This window comes from Amycolatopsis acididurans (assembly GCF_012328925.1).
Taxonomy (GTDB): Bacteria; Actinomycetota; Actinomycetes; order Mycobacteriales; family Pseudonocardiaceae; genus Amycolatopsis_E; species Amycolatopsis_E acididurans.
The window spans coordinates 37,758-52,268 of sequence record NZ_JAAXLS010000002.1 but is presented as its reverse complement, the minus strand read 5'-3'; the positions used below and the strand labels follow the sequence as shown (position 1 = coordinate 52,268).

Here is a 14,511-nt window from a genome sequence, read left to right as displayed (position 1 = left end):
TATCACAGCTATAAGCCCTACAACACAACGCTTTCACGTGACACAGCACCGATTAAGTCACTGTGTCATTATGTTGTCGCAGGCACCGAAGTGAGCGGTCAGAAGAAGCGCCGCATCATCCGAAGCTTGCCGTCGGTGTATGGCGGATAGAGCAGCGAGAGATCCGGCCTCGACGGTTTCGACACAACCGACTTGCGATGGCTGAAGGTCTCGAACCCCCACCGGCCGTGGTAGCTGCCGATCCCGCTCGGACCGACACCGCCGAACGGCAGTTGCGGTGTGAGACAGTGAAATCCCAGGTGGTTGATGACCACGCCGCCCGAACTGGTGTTGTCCAGCACCGCCCGGTGCTCCGATTTACGGCGGCTGAACAGGTAGGCTGCCAACGGCTTGGGGCGCCCGTTGACGAAGTCGATCGCCGCCTCGAGTGAATCGACGGTGATCACCGGCAGAATAGGGCCGAAGATCTCCTGCCCCATCAGGGCCGAGCCGGGATCTGGATCAACGATGACGGTCGGCTGGATCGTCCACGTCTCGTGGTCGGCACCGCCGCCGAGAATCGTGTCACCGCCCGCTCCCTCGATGAGGCTCGCGAGCCGGGCGAATTGGCGTTCGTTGACGACGCGCAGGCCGGCGGTCGTGTCGCCGTTGCGGAAAGTGCTGATGGTCCTCCTCAGATGCTCGAGGAACTTGTCTCGCACCGCCTCTTCGATCAAGACGTAGTCAGGGGCGATACACGTCTGCCCGGAGTTCAGCAACTTCAGCCAGGCGATCCGGCGGGCGGCGACCTCGAGGTCCGCGCTCGCGGTGACGATCACCGGGCTCTTGCCGCCCAGCTCGAGCGTGACCGGTGTCAGGTGGGTGGCCGCGGCCTCCATCACACGACGGCCGATCTCGGTGCCGCCGGTGAAGAACGCGTGGTCCAGACCCTGAGCCAGCAGCTGCTGCGTGACCTCTGCCTCGCCTTCGAGCACCGCGACGGCGTCGGAGTCGAGATACTTGGGAAGGAGTTCCGCCAGCAGTGCCGATGACCGCGGAGCGTGCTCGGAGGGTTTCACGATCACGCAGTTGCCCGCGGCCAGCGCGCCGACGAGCGGGCCCAACGTGAGATAGAACGGGTAGTTCCAGGGACCGATCACCAGTACGACGCCGAGCGGTTCGAACTGGTACCAGCCGCGGCCAGGCAGGCCCGTCATCGGCAGCCGGGTACGCCGTGGGCGCATCCACCGGACGAGCCTCTTCCGCGCGAAGGTCACCTCGGCCCTGGTGGCTCCGATATCGCCGATGAACGCCTCGGCGCTGGACCTGCCGAGATCCGCTGCCAGAGCCTCGGCGATCTCGTCCTCGGACTCGGTCAGCAACCGGCCGAGCCCCTCCAGTTGCGCGACGCGCCAGCTCAACGGCCGGGTCCGCCTCGTGGCGAACGTGCCGCGGAGCCTGGCGACGGCGTCGGTGACCGGGGAGCTGGTGATCGCGTCGACACTCATCGGGTCACTTCCTCGGGCTGTTCGGTGAGACGTTGCTTGAGCAGGCGTTTGAGGAGCTTGCCGGTAGGGGTGCGCGGCAACTCGGCCACGAACTCCACACTGCGCGGCGCCTTGTAGTGCGCGATGCGGTCACGCACGTAGTCGATCAGCTCCCGTTCGAGGCCGGCGTCGGCCTCGACTTCGGGAGCCGGCTGCACCAGGGCCTTGACCTGTTCGCCCATTTCGTTGTCGGGAACGCCGATGACCGCCACGTCGGCAACCTTGGGGTGCAGTGCGAGCGTGTCCTCGATCTCCCGCGGGTAGATGTTCACGCCGCCAGATATGATCATGAAGTCCTGGCGATCGGCGAGGAACAGGAAACCGTCGTCGTCGACATAGCCCGCGTCGCCGACGGTCGTCCAGGCCGGGTGCTCGGGATGCTGCGCGCTCTTGGTTTTCTCGGGATCGTTGTGGTATTCGAACGGCAGCTCCTCGCGTTCGAAAAAGACGAGCCCGGTCTCCCCTGCCGGCAGCTCGACCCCGGCGTCGTCACAGATGTGGATCGTCCCGAGCATGCTGCGGCCAACGGAACCCGGCTTCGCGAGCCACTGCTCGGTGTCGATGAAGGTGATGCCATTCCCCTCGGTGGCCCCGTAGTACTCGTGGATGATCGGCCCCCACCACTCGATCATCTTCTGCTTCACCTCGGGCGGGCATGGCGCCGCGGCGTGGATCGCGAGCCGCAGGCGTTCCAGGGAATAGCGCTCACGAACATCCGCAGGCAGCTTGAGCATCCGCACGAACATCGTCGGAACGACCTGCGTCGCCGTGACCCCGTACTTGTCGATCGCGGCCAGGAAGGCTTCCGGATCGAACTTCTCCATCATCACCACCGTCGCACCGAGCGAGTGCATGACGGCGGACCAGCGCAGCGGCGCCGCGTGATAGACGGGCGCGGGTGACAGGTAGACATCCTCGCTGGCGATACCGAAAACGGCACTCAGCAGACCCACGATAGGGTCGCCGGGCTCGTCCACATCGCGCTGGGGCAAGGGCGGCTTCACGCCCTTCGGCTTGCCCGTGGTCCCCGACGAGTACAGCATCGCCGCCCCACAGGGTTGCTGGGTCAAGGGCGACCCGGCACCGTCCAATTCCGACTCGTAGTCCCGGTACCCGGCAACCGAACCGCCGAAGGCATAACGCAAAGCGATGTTCGGCGTCTGCGCCGCGACACGCTCCGCGAGATCCGCGAGACCGGCCGAAGCGACAACCGCCTTGGCGCCACTGTCGTTGATGATGTAAGCGACCTCGTCCGCGGACAGGTGCCGGTTGATCGCCGTGACATAGAGGCCCGACCGCATAGCAGCCCAATAGACGTCGAAGACCTCCAGGCGGTTGTCCGAAAGCACAGCCAGGACGTCTCCGCGGCGCAGACCGGCGTCGTGGAGCAGTCGCGCCAGCCTAGCGGAGTTCTCATCCAGCTCGCGGTAGGTGCGGGACTCGCCGGTCTCGGCGATGACGACCGCCGTTTTGTCCGGTGTCGTTTGCGCGAATTTTCCAGGATACATGTCATCCTCCGGGTATCACGGCGCCAGTGCGCAGGTGGTGACCAACTCACGTAACCTGTGGATGCCACGATTCTGCAACGCCCTGACGGCACCGGCGCTCCGCCGCATCGCGACAGAGGTCTCGGCAACGCTGCACTCTTCGAGGAACCGCAAGGCGATACAGCGTGCCTGCTCCTTGCCCAGCCGCGCCACGCTCGCTCTGACCAGTTCCCGGACGTGCTTGGCACACAGCAGTTCGGCCGGGCCGGGATCACGTGATACGAAAGAGATCTCGTCAGCCGACTCGGGCAGCGGTGCGCGCCGTTTCGAGCGAGCGCTCTTCATCTCGTCGGTCAGCAGATTGCGCGCGATCGTGTAGAGCCACGCCCTGATCGGCCGATCGCGCGCGACATAGCGATCGAACCCGCGCAGCGCGCGCACGAATGTCTCGCTTGTGAGGTCCTCCGACAGGTCGTGGTCCCGGCATCGCGAGTAGAGGTAGGCATACACGGCCTCGCGATGGCGGCGATACACCTCAGCGAAGGCATCCGCCGGATCAGCACCTGCGCCGCCGCACGGTCTCATCACAGGTCTCCGCGGCTCGGTTGGTAGGCGGTGGCACCGTCGAGCGTGGTCGACGAATGCCGGCCGATATCAGCCGGTAGTGGGTCGACCCCGTAGTGTGCCTGCTCGGCCGGGCTCAGCGATTCGATGATCCCTTCCTGCGCGGCCGGCGGCAGGGTGTGCAGGATCTGCATGACGCGGTCCTTGCGACGGATCGCGCCCTGCCGGGTGGGCATGCCGGGCGCGGGCTGCATCTGCGCGGGGATGCCCTCGATCTCCTCGACACCACCGGCGTGGTGCCCGGCCTCGAACATCGCCCGCTCCGCGGCGATCGTGGCCGAGTCCTTCTCCTCCGACATCCCGATCGGGCCGTCCATCCGCCCGTTGAGGAACTGCTTGACCACCGGCTCCTCACTGGTCAGCAGCACCTCCCGCGGCCCGAACATGACCAGCTCCTTGCGGAAGAGCATGCCAAGGTTGTCCGGCACCGTACGGGCCAGGTTGATGTTGTGCGTGACGATCAGGAACGTCGCGTCGCTCTGCGCGTTGACGTCCAGGAACAGTTGCGAGATATAGGTGGTGCGCACCGGGTCCAGACCGGAGTCCGGCTCGTCGACCAGAATGATCTCCGGGTCCAGCACCAGTGCACGGGCCAGGCCGGCACGCTTACGCATACCGCCGGAAATCTCACCCGGCAGCTTCTTGTCCGCACCGGCCAGACCGGTCATCTCGAGCTTTTCCAGCACGATCCGGCGAATCTCGGTTTCCGACTTCTTGGTGTGCTCACGCAGCGGGAACGCGACATTGTCGTACAGAGTCATCGACCCGAACAACGCGCCGTCCTGGAACAGCACCCCGAACAACTTCCGCGTCTCATACAGCTTGTGCTCGCTGCACCGCACGATGTCCACACCATTGATGACACACGTGCCACGCTCCGGCTTCAGCAAGCCGATCATCGACTTCAGGAAAACCGACTTGCCAGTTCCCGACGGACCCAGCATCACCGACACCTCACCCGGAGGCAAAGTGAGCGTCACATCGCGCCAAATCGTCTGCCGGCCGAACGACTTCGTCAGACCCTCGATGACCACCTCGGCACCCATCGCACCTCCTTGCGCTCAGTCGTCGCCCCACACGTCCGGGGGCTCAGCCTTGTGGCGTGAAAACACACCGCTGCTTCTTGATTCCGTTGATGAACGTGCTGGTCAGATACTCTGGCTCTCCCTCGGCCCGAATATCGGGAAGGCGGGTCAGCAGTTCCGAGAAGAGCACCTTGAGCTGGGTCTTCGCCAGGTGGTTGCCAAGGCAGTAGTGCGGGCCCCGACCCCCGAAGGCGACATGGTTCCGGTTGTCTCGCGACAGGTCGAATAGCTCCGGATGCTCGAAAACAGCGTGATCCCGGTTCCCCGAGCTGTAGAACATGACCACCTTGTCGCCTGGCTCGATGATCTCGCCGCCCAACTCGAACCGCGCCAGGGCCGTTCGACGGAACGTCATGACGGGAGTCGCCCACCGTACGAACTCGTCAACCGCCGGACCGATCCTGTTCTCGAGATCATCCATCAAATAGCGACGCTGCTCGGGGTACTCCGTCAGTGCGCGAAGGGTGTGCGTCGTGGTCTGCTTCGTGGTGTCGTTGCCGGCCACGCACAGCAGGACGAAGAACGACCTGATCTCGTCGTCGGTCAGCTTCGCACCGTCGACCTCCGCCTGCACGAGCGCGGTCAGCAGGTCATCGGCCGGTTCCGCGCGCCGCGCGTCGATGACGTCCTGGCACGCCCCGTGCAGCGTGGCGATCCCGTTGAGCATCGCCGTCGCCGCGTCGAGGCCACCGGTGACCTGCTCGTCGTCCCACGAGATCATCAGGTTGGCGGCCGCGGTCACCTCTTCGCGACTCTCCTCGGGAATCCCGATCATCTCCGAGATCGTCCACATCGGAAGGCGGGCGGACACCGACGAGACGAACTCGACCTCGCCCAGCGGTGCGATACTGTTGACGATCTGGCGAGCCTGATTGGCGATCTGGTCGCCGATCAGGGCGATTCGTTTCGGCGTGAAGGTCGAACTGATGAGCCTCCGCACCTTTCCGTGCTGGGGGGCGTCCATGGTCAGGATGGAGCTGGCCATCTCCAGCGCTTCGGGAGGCATGTCCTCGAAGGTCACGCCGCCGGTGGCCGACGAGAAGACGTCGGCGCGCTGGCTCACCGTCACGATGTCCTCGTTGCGCACGACCGCCCAGTAACCCGTCTCGTCCTCGTTCACCTCACCCATCAATGGGCTCGGGACCGGACGTTGCCACGACACCGGGCGCTCATTACGCAGCTGCGCGAACACTCGCTCGCGCTCCTCTGGCGGCCGGGCCCAGAAGCCCATGTCGGAGATATCGACAGTGTCGAATTCACGCGTTGTCGCGGTCATCGTGCTCGTCCTCGCATTTCGTCAGGAAACGACGAGATCCTGGCGGTTGTCCGCCTTGAGCATCTCGACATAAACGGGATAGAGATCCTTGGCGACGGGAGCCAGCCTCAGCAACTGCGAAGCCGAGCCGCCGATCTTCAGCTTTCCCTTCGCCATTGCGAGAGGCAGGCTGACCTTGCCCTGCCAGTAGCGGTTGGCGGTGTCGGCCGACATCGTCAGCACCGCGTCCGCTTCGATGTCCGCCTCGGCGCCCGTCAGGACCTTCTGCCCGGCGAAGTCGACGGTGACGATCGAATCCGGATCCGAGAAGTTCATCCGCAGCCTCATGCCGGTGGCGATCAACTTCGGCCCGATCTTGTCGTCCTGCAACGCTTTCTCGAAGATCCCGCCGATGTACCTGTTGACCTCATCGACCGTGACGAAACCCGACATAGTGACACTCCGTGAAATCGGATGGAATTTATTACAAAAATGGGAATGCGTGCGCCAGAGTCAGATCTCCGGTGCCGGGACCAGTCCGGAGAGGATCGCGCCCCCGATACCGCCGTCTGCCCCGATGCTGACTCCGTTGATCCACGCGGAATCACTCGATGCCAGGAACACTACGATTCGTGCGATGTCAGCCGGTGTGGCATGTCGGCCGACGAGATCTCGCACGCCGTCGAGATTCTCCTTGCCCATCGTCTCCTCGAAATCGCCGAGAATCGGCGTCTCGACCGGCCCCGGGCTCACGGCATTGATCCGCAGACCCCGCTCGGCCAGTGCGAGCCCCATGGTCATGACATAGACCGTCAGGACTTCCTTCGAGAAGTTGTAGGCATTGCCGGTGATCGGGTTTTCGCGCAGCCACGTCAGGCCCGCTTCGAAGTCGTCGGTCGCCAGCAGCTCGTGAATCTTCTCTAGACGCAGCGGCCAGCCGAAGCCCGCCATTGAGGCGACCGAGACAATGGAGCCCGCCTTGTTCATCCGATCGAAGAACAGCTCGATCAGGTGCCGGTGGCCCAGGAAATTCACCTTCATGACAAGCTCCGCCGGTGCCGTACCCGGCACACCGGCGACGTTGCAGAGAACGTCCCAGCCCGAACCGAGCTGGTTCACCGCCTCCTCGATGCTCACTGGGTTCGCGAGATCGCACTCGACGAACCGCTCGACCGGCAACTCCGGTGCCTTGAGGTCCAGGGCCGTCACACTCGCACCCTGGGATGTCAATTGTTCGGCGACCGCCGCACCGATACCTGACGCCGCGCCGGTCACGACGCAACGCAAGCCACGTACGTCCATACCACTTGTTCCTCTCGGCCAAACGGGTACGCCGAAGGGACGAACATGTGCATCGGCGCACCCTTGACGGCCCCGGACGGGCTATCGCCCGGGATTCGTCGTAATCAGACGGCTGAAATCGTGACACGCATCATCAACAACAGGGAAATCTTAACATAAACTAGTTTATGTGCAAGCCTTAACCAGAGCCACTCTTTCCGTTCCCCCACCTGGGACAGCGGGCCTCGTCGACCGGCATCGTGCTTGTCCTGTTTCGAATAGGACGTACTATGAGCGGGGTAGCGAAACGGAACCAGTGGCGCCCGCGTGGGTGCCCGCCCAAGATCGGAGCAGCGGTGCCGACGTTGGTCACACGCCAGGAGTACTTTGACAGCGCGCTGGAGATCCTCTCCAAGGAAGGATTCAAAGGGCTCCAGGTCGTCAAGCTGTGCAAGGTCATGGGTATCACGACCGGCTCCTTCTACAACTACTTTCGCAACCTCAAAGACTTCGTCGCGGAGTTCCTCAAGACCTGGCGGCAGAACCTGACGAAGCAGCTCATCGAAGCGGCGGAACTCGTCGACGAACCCGACGAACGCCTCCGCAAACTCGCCGACATGGCGATGACGGTTCCCCATGAGGCCGAAGCCGCGATCCGAGCGTGGAGCAAGGTGGACCCGATGGTACAGGCAGTACAGGACGAGGTGGACCAGCTGCGGCTCGACCTGCTGCGCAGGGCGGTGCTGCACGCATCGCCGGACGACCCTGACGCGGACCGGCTGGCCACCCTCGGGCTCAGCATCGTCGTGGGCACGCAGCAATTTCAGTCCCCTATCAACCTCGACGACTTGAAATGGGCACTCGACCAGTACGTGGAGCTCGTACTCGCACGAGCCGCCCAGCGAGCCGGCAAAACACCCCGGCGCAACGGCAGCTTGCCGAAACCCCGACGGTAGGAAAGCCATCCGAGTCGGCACATAATCCGGATTACGTGCCGACCCGGATGAACCGTTGTCACAGTCACAGCGGCGTCAGGTTCGAGATCAACCATCGGTCCCCCACGCGGGTCATCGTGACCTGGACACGGCTCCCGGTGAGTTGTGGTCCCTGGCTGGCCTTGCTCGTCGTCGTCTGGTTGACGAAAAGCAGGACGTCGACCGTTTCCGGTGTCGCCGACACAACCGACGAACGCGCGACACTCGCGTTGGTCACGGTCTGCTGGTCCAGCGCCGCGGCGCGCACCGTACCGGTCATCAGATCGTGGTAGCGCTGCTGGAAATCGCCGGTCAACGATCCGGACGCCGCGGCCACGTCTTTATCGAACGTGTGGTAGTCGTACGACAGCATCGTCGTCACGCCGGTCCGGGCCGCATCGGTGGCCGCTCCGCGCGCGGTCTCGGTCGCGGTCTGCTGGTGCCGCACGATCGTCGCCGCGACCACGCATCCGGCCAGCAGTACGGCGACAACAGCGGCAAGGCTCAGTGTCAGCACCGGCTTGCGCATGAGCAAGCGGGCCACAGCGCGGGCAGCCGTGACTGGCCAACGCACCACCGACGGCACGGAGAACCGGCGCCGGGGCCGTGCCGCCTTTTCCTCGGCAGCGTCGGCAGCCTCGCCGGACCGCGGATCCTGCGATACCTGTTCGTCCAACTCTTCGCGTTCCTCGACAGAGGTGTCGGTCGCCATGGCTGTTACTCCTTCGATCACGGCACGAACTCGATCTGGGCGGCGAGCCAGTGGCCGGCTTCCTTCTGGAGCTGGACACGGATCCGGTAATCCCGGGCCTGGGGCTGGCCGGACGAAGCCGAGTTGGTCACGCTCGACGTGGCGGCGACCAGCACGCTGGCTTGGCTGTCGCTGGCGGATTCGACCCCGATCGCGCGAACCTGGCCGGTCGAGGTGACGTTCTGCTCCTTCACCACTGACGTGAAGACGTCCTTGCGCGAGGTGAAGTCGTTCTTGAACTGGCCGGTCGAGCCGTCGATGATGCGTTGCACATCCGCGTCGACCGTCTTCGGGTCGATGGTCAGGACGTTGATGACCTCGGTGCGGGCGGCGTCGGTGGCCGCCGCGCGATCGACGTCATCGTTGTGCCCGCGCAGCACGGCCGACCCCGCGAGCGCGGCGACGACAGCGAGGCCGGCACAGACCAGCAGCAGCGCGCCGATCAGCCAGCCGTAGAGCCGCGACCGGGGCCGGGCCTTGCCGGCTTCGTCCTGGTCCCGTTCTGACGCATCCGCGTCATGGTCGGTGGCGGTGTCGCTGCCCGCCGCGGACGGCTCCTGCGCGTCGTCCCCCTCGGCGCTCCGCGGACGCGGACTCGGCCGGGGGGCGACCGAGGGGATCTCGGCCGGCTCGCTAGTCGTCTCGCCGGTAGGGATCTCCGCCGAGACCTCGACGTCGATCATCGTCCCACCGGAGCCAGCAGCATCCGTTGCCATGTCAGATCCTCCTTCGTTTTCCCGTCGGCGCCGATGCCGCCGATGTCGAACAGGTACCCGTCTGCCCCGACAGCGGAGCCGGTCTTCGGGTCATAGGCCGCCGAGGTCAGGTTGCCCAGCGGGCTACCTGCCGGGAACGGGCTGTTGTGCTGCTGCGTCGGCTGGAACCCGTCGCCCGCGCATTCCTCCGCGGTGCCCGCGCGGCGGCCAGGTGCGTTCAGGCACGGGAAGTTGCGGGCCCCGCGCACCTCCGTAGGGTCGTTGTGCGGCAGCTTGCAGTACAGATCGTCCGGAGTGGACACTTCGCTGAGGTCGTCAGGTGACCGATGCTGATCCGACGGCAGGAAGCCGGTCGTGCAGGGTGGTGGAGTCAATGCGGTGGTACGGAAGTCGATCGCCAGGCTCTGGTCGTCCTGATGAGGCGCGGTCGCCGATATCAGCGCGGTGGTCAGGGCCGGATAGTTGACCAGAATGGACTCGAGGGCGGGGTTGTAGGTCACCAGGACCTGCCCCACGCTGGTCATGTTGGCCAGCAGGATCGGTAGCGTCGGCTTGAGGTCCTGGAACAGCCCGTTCACCTGAGCCGCGGCTGGAACGCCGCGGTCGATCAGGGACCGGATCTGGCCGTCGTCGGCCGTGACCGTGTCGGTGAACCCGGCGAGGCTCGCGACCAGCGACCGGATCTGCTGGCTGCTCGCGGTCTGGGTGTCCAGCAGCGGCCCGGTGTCCTTGATCAGTCGCAGGGTGGGATCGAGGTTCTGCTGCGCGCTGTCCAGGAGGTTGCTGCCCTGGTCGAGGATCTGCTGCAGCCGCGGTCCCGTCCCGGTGAAGGCGTCCGAGAGCTCGTGCAGGGACGTCGCGAGGCTGTCGGGCGGCACGGACGCCACGAGCTTGTTGACGTCGTCGAGCAACACGCCGGTCGGAGTCGGAATCGTCGTCCTGCTCACCGAGATCGTCGCGCCATCCGCCAGCCATGCCGAAGGCTTGGGGCTTTGCGGCGTCAGGTCGATGTACTGCTCGCCGATGGCGGAGACGCTGTGCACGTTGGCCCAGACGTCGGACGGTATCCGGTAACCGCTGTCGACCGAGAGGTTGGCATCGGCTCCGGCGGGATCGACGTCGACCGAGGTGACCCGCCCGATCTCGACCCCGTTGTAGGTGACGCGTGAGCCGACGTAAAGGCCGCTGGCGTCGGCCAGCTTGACGGTCAGCCTGTGCTGCCCGTAGCCCAGCAGCATCGGCACCTGAGCGTAGACAATGGCGACCACCGCGACGCTGATGATGCTGACCACACTGAAGATCAGCAGTTGGATTCGGACGAACCGGCTGATCATTGGCCACCTCCCAGCCCGCCGAGCAGGCCGTTGAGTACGTCGTTGACGCCGCCGGCAGATTGCGATGGATCGTGTGCGTTGTCCGGCGGCGGGGCGGGCAGCGGCCCGGAGCCGCCCATGCCTTGGTAGGGACCACCGGTCGGAGCTTGCAGCGGGTCACCGGACGAGCCGCCGAGCCCCGGCAGGACATCTCCCAGCGGGGTGCCCTTTAGCAGCGACAGGTAGTACTTGCTGATCGCGCTGTTGGTGAAGTCGAGAATGATCGACAGATTCGCGTAATCGCCCTTGAACAAGCTCTTGTTGGTCGACAACGGGAACAGGCCGGTCGCCAGCAGCCCGGTCGACCCGACCAATGCGTGCCCGGCGTCCGCGAGCCCTTGCAGCACCGGCGTCAGGTTCTGGAGATTGCGCGTCAGCGTGTCCCGGACGTCGTTGACGGTGCCGGTGGCGGCGTCCGAGAAGTTCCCGAGGCTGTTCAGCGCGTTGGTCAAAGCGGCGCGTTCGTCGTTCAGGGTCTGCAGCGCGGTGGGCATCTGCGTGAGGACATCGGAGATGACCTGGTTGTGCGCCTCGGCCTGAGCGCCGAGTCGATCGAGCCCCGTCAGCGCCGCGGTGATGTCGTCCTTCTGCCGGTCCAGCGTGCCCATGAAGGTGTTCAGCTGTTGCAGCGTCTGCCGGACCTGTTCGTCGCGCCCGTTGCCGAGCGCCTTGTTCAGTTCAGTGGTGATGGTCTGCACCTGCTGCAGACCACCTCCGTTGAGCAGCAGCGACACGCTCGCGAGCACGTCCTCGGTGTCGGGGTAGTCGTGGCTTTGCGACAGCGAAATCGTCGCGCCCTGGGCAAGCTTGCCCTGCGGCGCCACCGTGGTCGGTGGCTCGAGGGCGAGGTGCTTGGCGCCGAGCAGGCTCGTCTGGCCGACCGTGGCGACCGCGTTGGCGGGCAGGTTCACATCGGGGTTGAGTGAGACGGTCAGATTGGCGTGCCACCCCTGGCGCCGGACCTGGGTGACCGTGCCGACATTGACGTTGTCGACCATGACGACGCTGTTCGGGTACAGCTCCGAGGCGTCGGCCAGCTCGACCGTCACCGCGTAGGAACCGTCTGAACGCCCCTGCGTTCCGGGCAGCGGCAGCGCGCCGACCCCACCGGGCTGGCAGCCGGTCACGGCGAGGGTGCTCCCGATCAACAATGCGGTGAATGTGCTACGTCGCTTCACGGTGTCTCCGAACCCCCGAGGAGTTGTCCGAGTGTCTTGGCCCCGTTGCTGCTGGGCCCAGGTGCGGCGCCGGGACCTGGCGGGGTACCGGGGCCTGGCGGCCGGACTGTGCCGCTGCCGGGCGTCCCTGGCCGTACAATGGGGTTGGCCCCGACCGGCGGGTAGTTCATCTGGAGCAGGTTGAGCAACGGCCCGAGCTTCTCCTGGCAGAGCTGGCCCGCCTGTACCGGAGTCGCGTTCGAGGCCGTCCCGATCGCCGAGCAGACGAACTGTGCCGGGTTCTGGAAGTTCGGCAATTGCAGCGCACCCGTGAAGGCGCCGCTGAGGGGGTCGTAGATGTTGTAGGCGTTGGCCAGCACCGTCGGTGCCGCGTGCAGCGCGTTCGCCAGTGCGTCCCGCTCGTTCGCCACGACGCCGAGAATCTCGGACAGCTTGTCGGTTCCGTCGTTGAGTTGCCCGCGGTTGCTCGCCAGGAAGTTCTGCACGTCCGACGCGGCGCTGTTGAGCTTGGCGATGGCGTCCGAGAAATTGTCCCGGTTGTCGTTCAGGGTCGCCGACACACTGCTGAGCCTGCCCATGAACTGCGTGATCTGATCATCGCTCGCGTTCAAGGCGCTGACGAACACCGCCAGGTTACGTACGGTGCCGAACATATCGGTACGGCCGTCGGACAAGGTCTGGATCGCCTGCGTCACCTGCGCGATCGTGTCGTTGAAAGTCTGCCCCTGGCCGCGGTAGGAGGCACCGGTGTTCAGCAGTCGCGTCAGCGCGCCGGACTGGTTGGCTCCGTCGGGGCCGAGCGCGGTCGCGAGCTTGCTGAGCTCGTCCTTGATCTGGTCGAACTCCACGGGTACGACCGTGCGCTCTTGGGGAATGGTCGCTCCGTCGGCCAGAACTGCTCCTCCGGAGTAGGCGGGAGTCAGTTCCACATACCGCGACGAGACCAACGCCGGCGAAATGATCACCGCTTTGGCGCCGGCCGGGACCCGGTACTTCGACTCGTAGTGGAACTGGACCTGGACGCCATTCGGCGTGGGCGTCACGCTGTCGACGGACCCGACCGTGACGTCGAGAATCCGCACGTCGTCTCCAACGTAGAGGCTGGTGGCCGATGGGAAGACGGCGTTGGCGGTCGTCGTTCCACCGCGCAGCAGCAGGACCACGCCGGCGCCGACAAGGCTCAGCACGACCAGCCCACCCAGCAGCCGGTACAGCAGCGATCGGGTGCGGCGAACGCGCGGCAGGCGCAAGCCCTTCATCGGTTACCTCCGCTCGTCCCCGCCGCGGCCGCGCTGCCGGGGAGTTTGGGCAAGGGGATCAGGTTTCCTGGAAGCAGGTTCTGGATGTAGGCGTCCCAGAACGGGCCACTGGAGATGGCCTCGCCGAGCCGCGTCGCATAAGGACCCAGCTGGTTGAGGGCAGTCGCGATATTGCCCTCGTTCCGGCGCAACATGTCCAGCACCGAGTTCAGGTGCGTCAACGCGGGGCCCAGCTGGGCCTCGTTGTCGTGGACCAGCCCGGACAGTTGAGTCGCCATCGCGCTCACGTTGACCAGCAGGTCGTGGATTGCCTGCTTGCGCTGCACGAGCTCGGACAGCAGCGAATTGCCGTCGACGAACAGCTGGGTGAGCTGCTTGTTCCGGTCCGCGAGTACCGCCGTCACGCCCTCTGCGCGGCCCAGGAGCTGCTGGATCTGCTGATCACGCGACGAGATGGTCTGCGACAGCCTGCCCAGCCCCTGCAACGCCTGCCGCATTTCCGGGGGAGATCCGGCCAGCGCCGAGGAAACCGAATCCAGTGCCTGGGAAAGGCTGTTCACGTTGATTTCGCCGGTCGTGGTGGTGAGGTTGCCCAGCTGTGTGGTCAGATCGTAGGGAACCTGCGTGCGGGTGATCGGGATCTCGGTGTCCGCGTCGGCGGTGCCCCGACCCTGCGGCGTGATCGCCAGGTACTTGCGCCCCAGCAGCGTCTCAGTCTTGATCGCCAGCGTGCTGTCCTGGCCGAACTGGGTGCCGCTCTCGGTGATGTCGAAGGTCACCACCACCTTGTCGCCGGACAGTTCGATATCGCGGACCTTGCCGACTTGCACGCCGCCGATCTGCACCGCATCACCGGTTTGCAGACCGCCGGCATTGGCGAAGTCGGCCTTGTACTCGGTGGCGCCAGTCAGCTGGGGAAAAGCGGTGATATTGAACAGGAACACCACGGCCGCCGCCACCACCGCGATGCTGATCACGCCAACGCGGACCGGGTTCATCTCT

The 14,511-nt window shown here is 65.3% G+C and carries 14 protein-coding genes; 1 reads left to right on the top strand and 13 read right to left on the bottom strand.

The genetic code is table 11. From position 1 onward, the window contains the following. Nucleotides 1–98: 98 nt before the first annotated feature. The 7 genes from HFP15_RS03595 to HFP15_RS03565 are packed head-to-tail and all read right to left on the bottom strand — an operon-like array spanning nucleotide 99 to nucleotide 7,279. Entirely contained in the window at nucleotides 99–1,487 is a 1,389-nt protein-coding gene (locus tag HFP15_RS03595; RefSeq protein ID WP_168511419.1) for an aldehyde dehydrogenase family protein, read from the bottom strand. Beyond that, on the bottom strand, nucleotides 1,484–3,034 hold the full coding sequence (locus HFP15_RS03590) for an acyl-CoA synthetase (protein ID WP_168511417.1): 1,551 nt from the start codon (nucleotides 3,032–3,034) through the stop codon (nucleotides 1,484–1,486). The genes HFP15_RS03595 and HFP15_RS03590 overlap by 4 nt, the downstream gene beginning before the upstream one ends. A gap of 15 nt (nucleotides 3,035–3,049) precedes the next feature. Further along, nucleotides 3,050–3,598 carry an RNA polymerase sigma factor gene (locus tag HFP15_RS03585; protein WP_168511415.1) on the bottom strand — a complete coding sequence of 183 codons (549 nt, stop codon included), beginning with the start codon at nucleotides 3,596–3,598 and terminating at the stop codon, nucleotides 3,050–3,052. Next, complete coding sequence (locus tag HFP15_RS03580; protein WP_168511413.1) at nucleotides 3,598–4,683, bottom strand: ABC transporter ATP-binding protein; 1,086 nt, start codon at nucleotides 4,681–4,683, stop codon at nucleotides 3,598–3,600. Before HFP15_RS03580 ends, HFP15_RS03585 begins: the two co-directional genes overlap by 1 nt. A gap of 43 nt (nucleotides 4,684–4,726) precedes the next feature. After that, nucleotides 4,727–5,998 carry a cytochrome P450 gene (locus HFP15_RS03575; RefSeq protein WP_168511411.1) on the bottom strand — a complete coding sequence of 424 codons (1,272 nt, stop codon included), beginning with the start codon at nucleotides 5,996–5,998 and terminating at the stop codon, nucleotides 4,727–4,729. Nucleotides 5,999–6,019: 21 nt separating this feature from the next. Beyond that, a complete protein-coding gene (locus HFP15_RS03570; RefSeq protein ID WP_168511409.1) occupies nucleotides 6,020–6,430 on the bottom strand; it encodes an SCP2 sterol-binding domain-containing protein in 411 nt (136 codons plus the stop codon). Between the two features lie 60 nt (nucleotides 6,431–6,490). Next, the gene (locus tag HFP15_RS03565) at nucleotides 6,491–7,279 is read right to left on the bottom strand and encodes a coniferyl-alcohol dehydrogenase (protein WP_168511407.1); all 789 of its coding nucleotides are present in this window, start codon (nucleotides 7,277–7,279) and stop codon (nucleotides 6,491–6,493) included. A 335-nt stretch (nucleotides 7,280–7,614) separates the two neighbouring features. Here HFP15_RS03565 and HFP15_RS03560 point away from each other — a divergent pair, with 335 nt between their 5' ends. Further along, complete coding sequence (locus HFP15_RS03560; RefSeq protein WP_168511405.1) at nucleotides 7,615–8,214, top strand: TetR/AcrR family transcriptional regulator; 600 nt, start codon at nucleotides 7,615–7,617, stop codon at nucleotides 8,212–8,214. A gap of 64 nt (nucleotides 8,215–8,278) precedes the next feature. Here the strand turns inward: HFP15_RS03560 and HFP15_RS03555 are convergent, their stop codons facing one another. From HFP15_RS03555 to HFP15_RS03530, 6 genes are read right to left on the bottom strand one after another with little or no spacing between them, the layout of a single operon-like run. Next, on the bottom strand, nucleotides 8,279–8,944 hold the full coding sequence (locus tag HFP15_RS03555; protein WP_168511403.1) for an Rv1363c family protein: 666 nt from the start codon (nucleotides 8,942–8,944) through the stop codon (nucleotides 8,279–8,281). A 17-nt stretch (nucleotides 8,945–8,961) separates the two neighbouring features. After that, nucleotides 8,962–9,666, bottom strand: coding sequence for an Rv1363c family protein (locus HFP15_RS03550; protein ID WP_168511401.1), 705 nt, complete (start codon nucleotides 9,664–9,666; stop codon nucleotides 8,962–8,964). Then, nucleotides 9,663–11,033, bottom strand: coding sequence for an MCE family protein (locus HFP15_RS03545; protein ID WP_168511399.1), 1,371 nt, complete (start codon nucleotides 11,031–11,033; stop codon nucleotides 9,663–9,665). Before HFP15_RS03545 ends, HFP15_RS03550 begins: the two co-directional genes overlap by 4 nt. Further along, nucleotides 11,030–12,250, bottom strand: coding sequence for an MCE family protein (locus HFP15_RS03540; protein ID WP_168511397.1), 1,221 nt, complete (start codon nucleotides 12,248–12,250; stop codon nucleotides 11,030–11,032). The genes HFP15_RS03545 and HFP15_RS03540 overlap by 4 nt, the downstream gene beginning before the upstream one ends. Beyond that, nucleotides 12,247–13,509 carry an MCE family protein gene (locus HFP15_RS03535; RefSeq protein WP_168511395.1) on the bottom strand — a complete coding sequence of 421 codons (1,263 nt, stop codon included), beginning with the start codon at nucleotides 13,507–13,509 and terminating at the stop codon, nucleotides 12,247–12,249. The genes HFP15_RS03540 and HFP15_RS03535 overlap by 4 nt, the downstream gene beginning before the upstream one ends. Beyond that, a complete protein-coding gene (locus HFP15_RS03530; protein ID WP_246271402.1) occupies nucleotides 13,506–14,507 on the bottom strand; it encodes an MCE family protein in 1,002 nt (333 codons plus the stop codon). Before HFP15_RS03530 ends, HFP15_RS03535 begins: the two co-directional genes overlap by 4 nt. Nucleotides 14,508–14,511 lie beyond the last annotated feature (4 nt).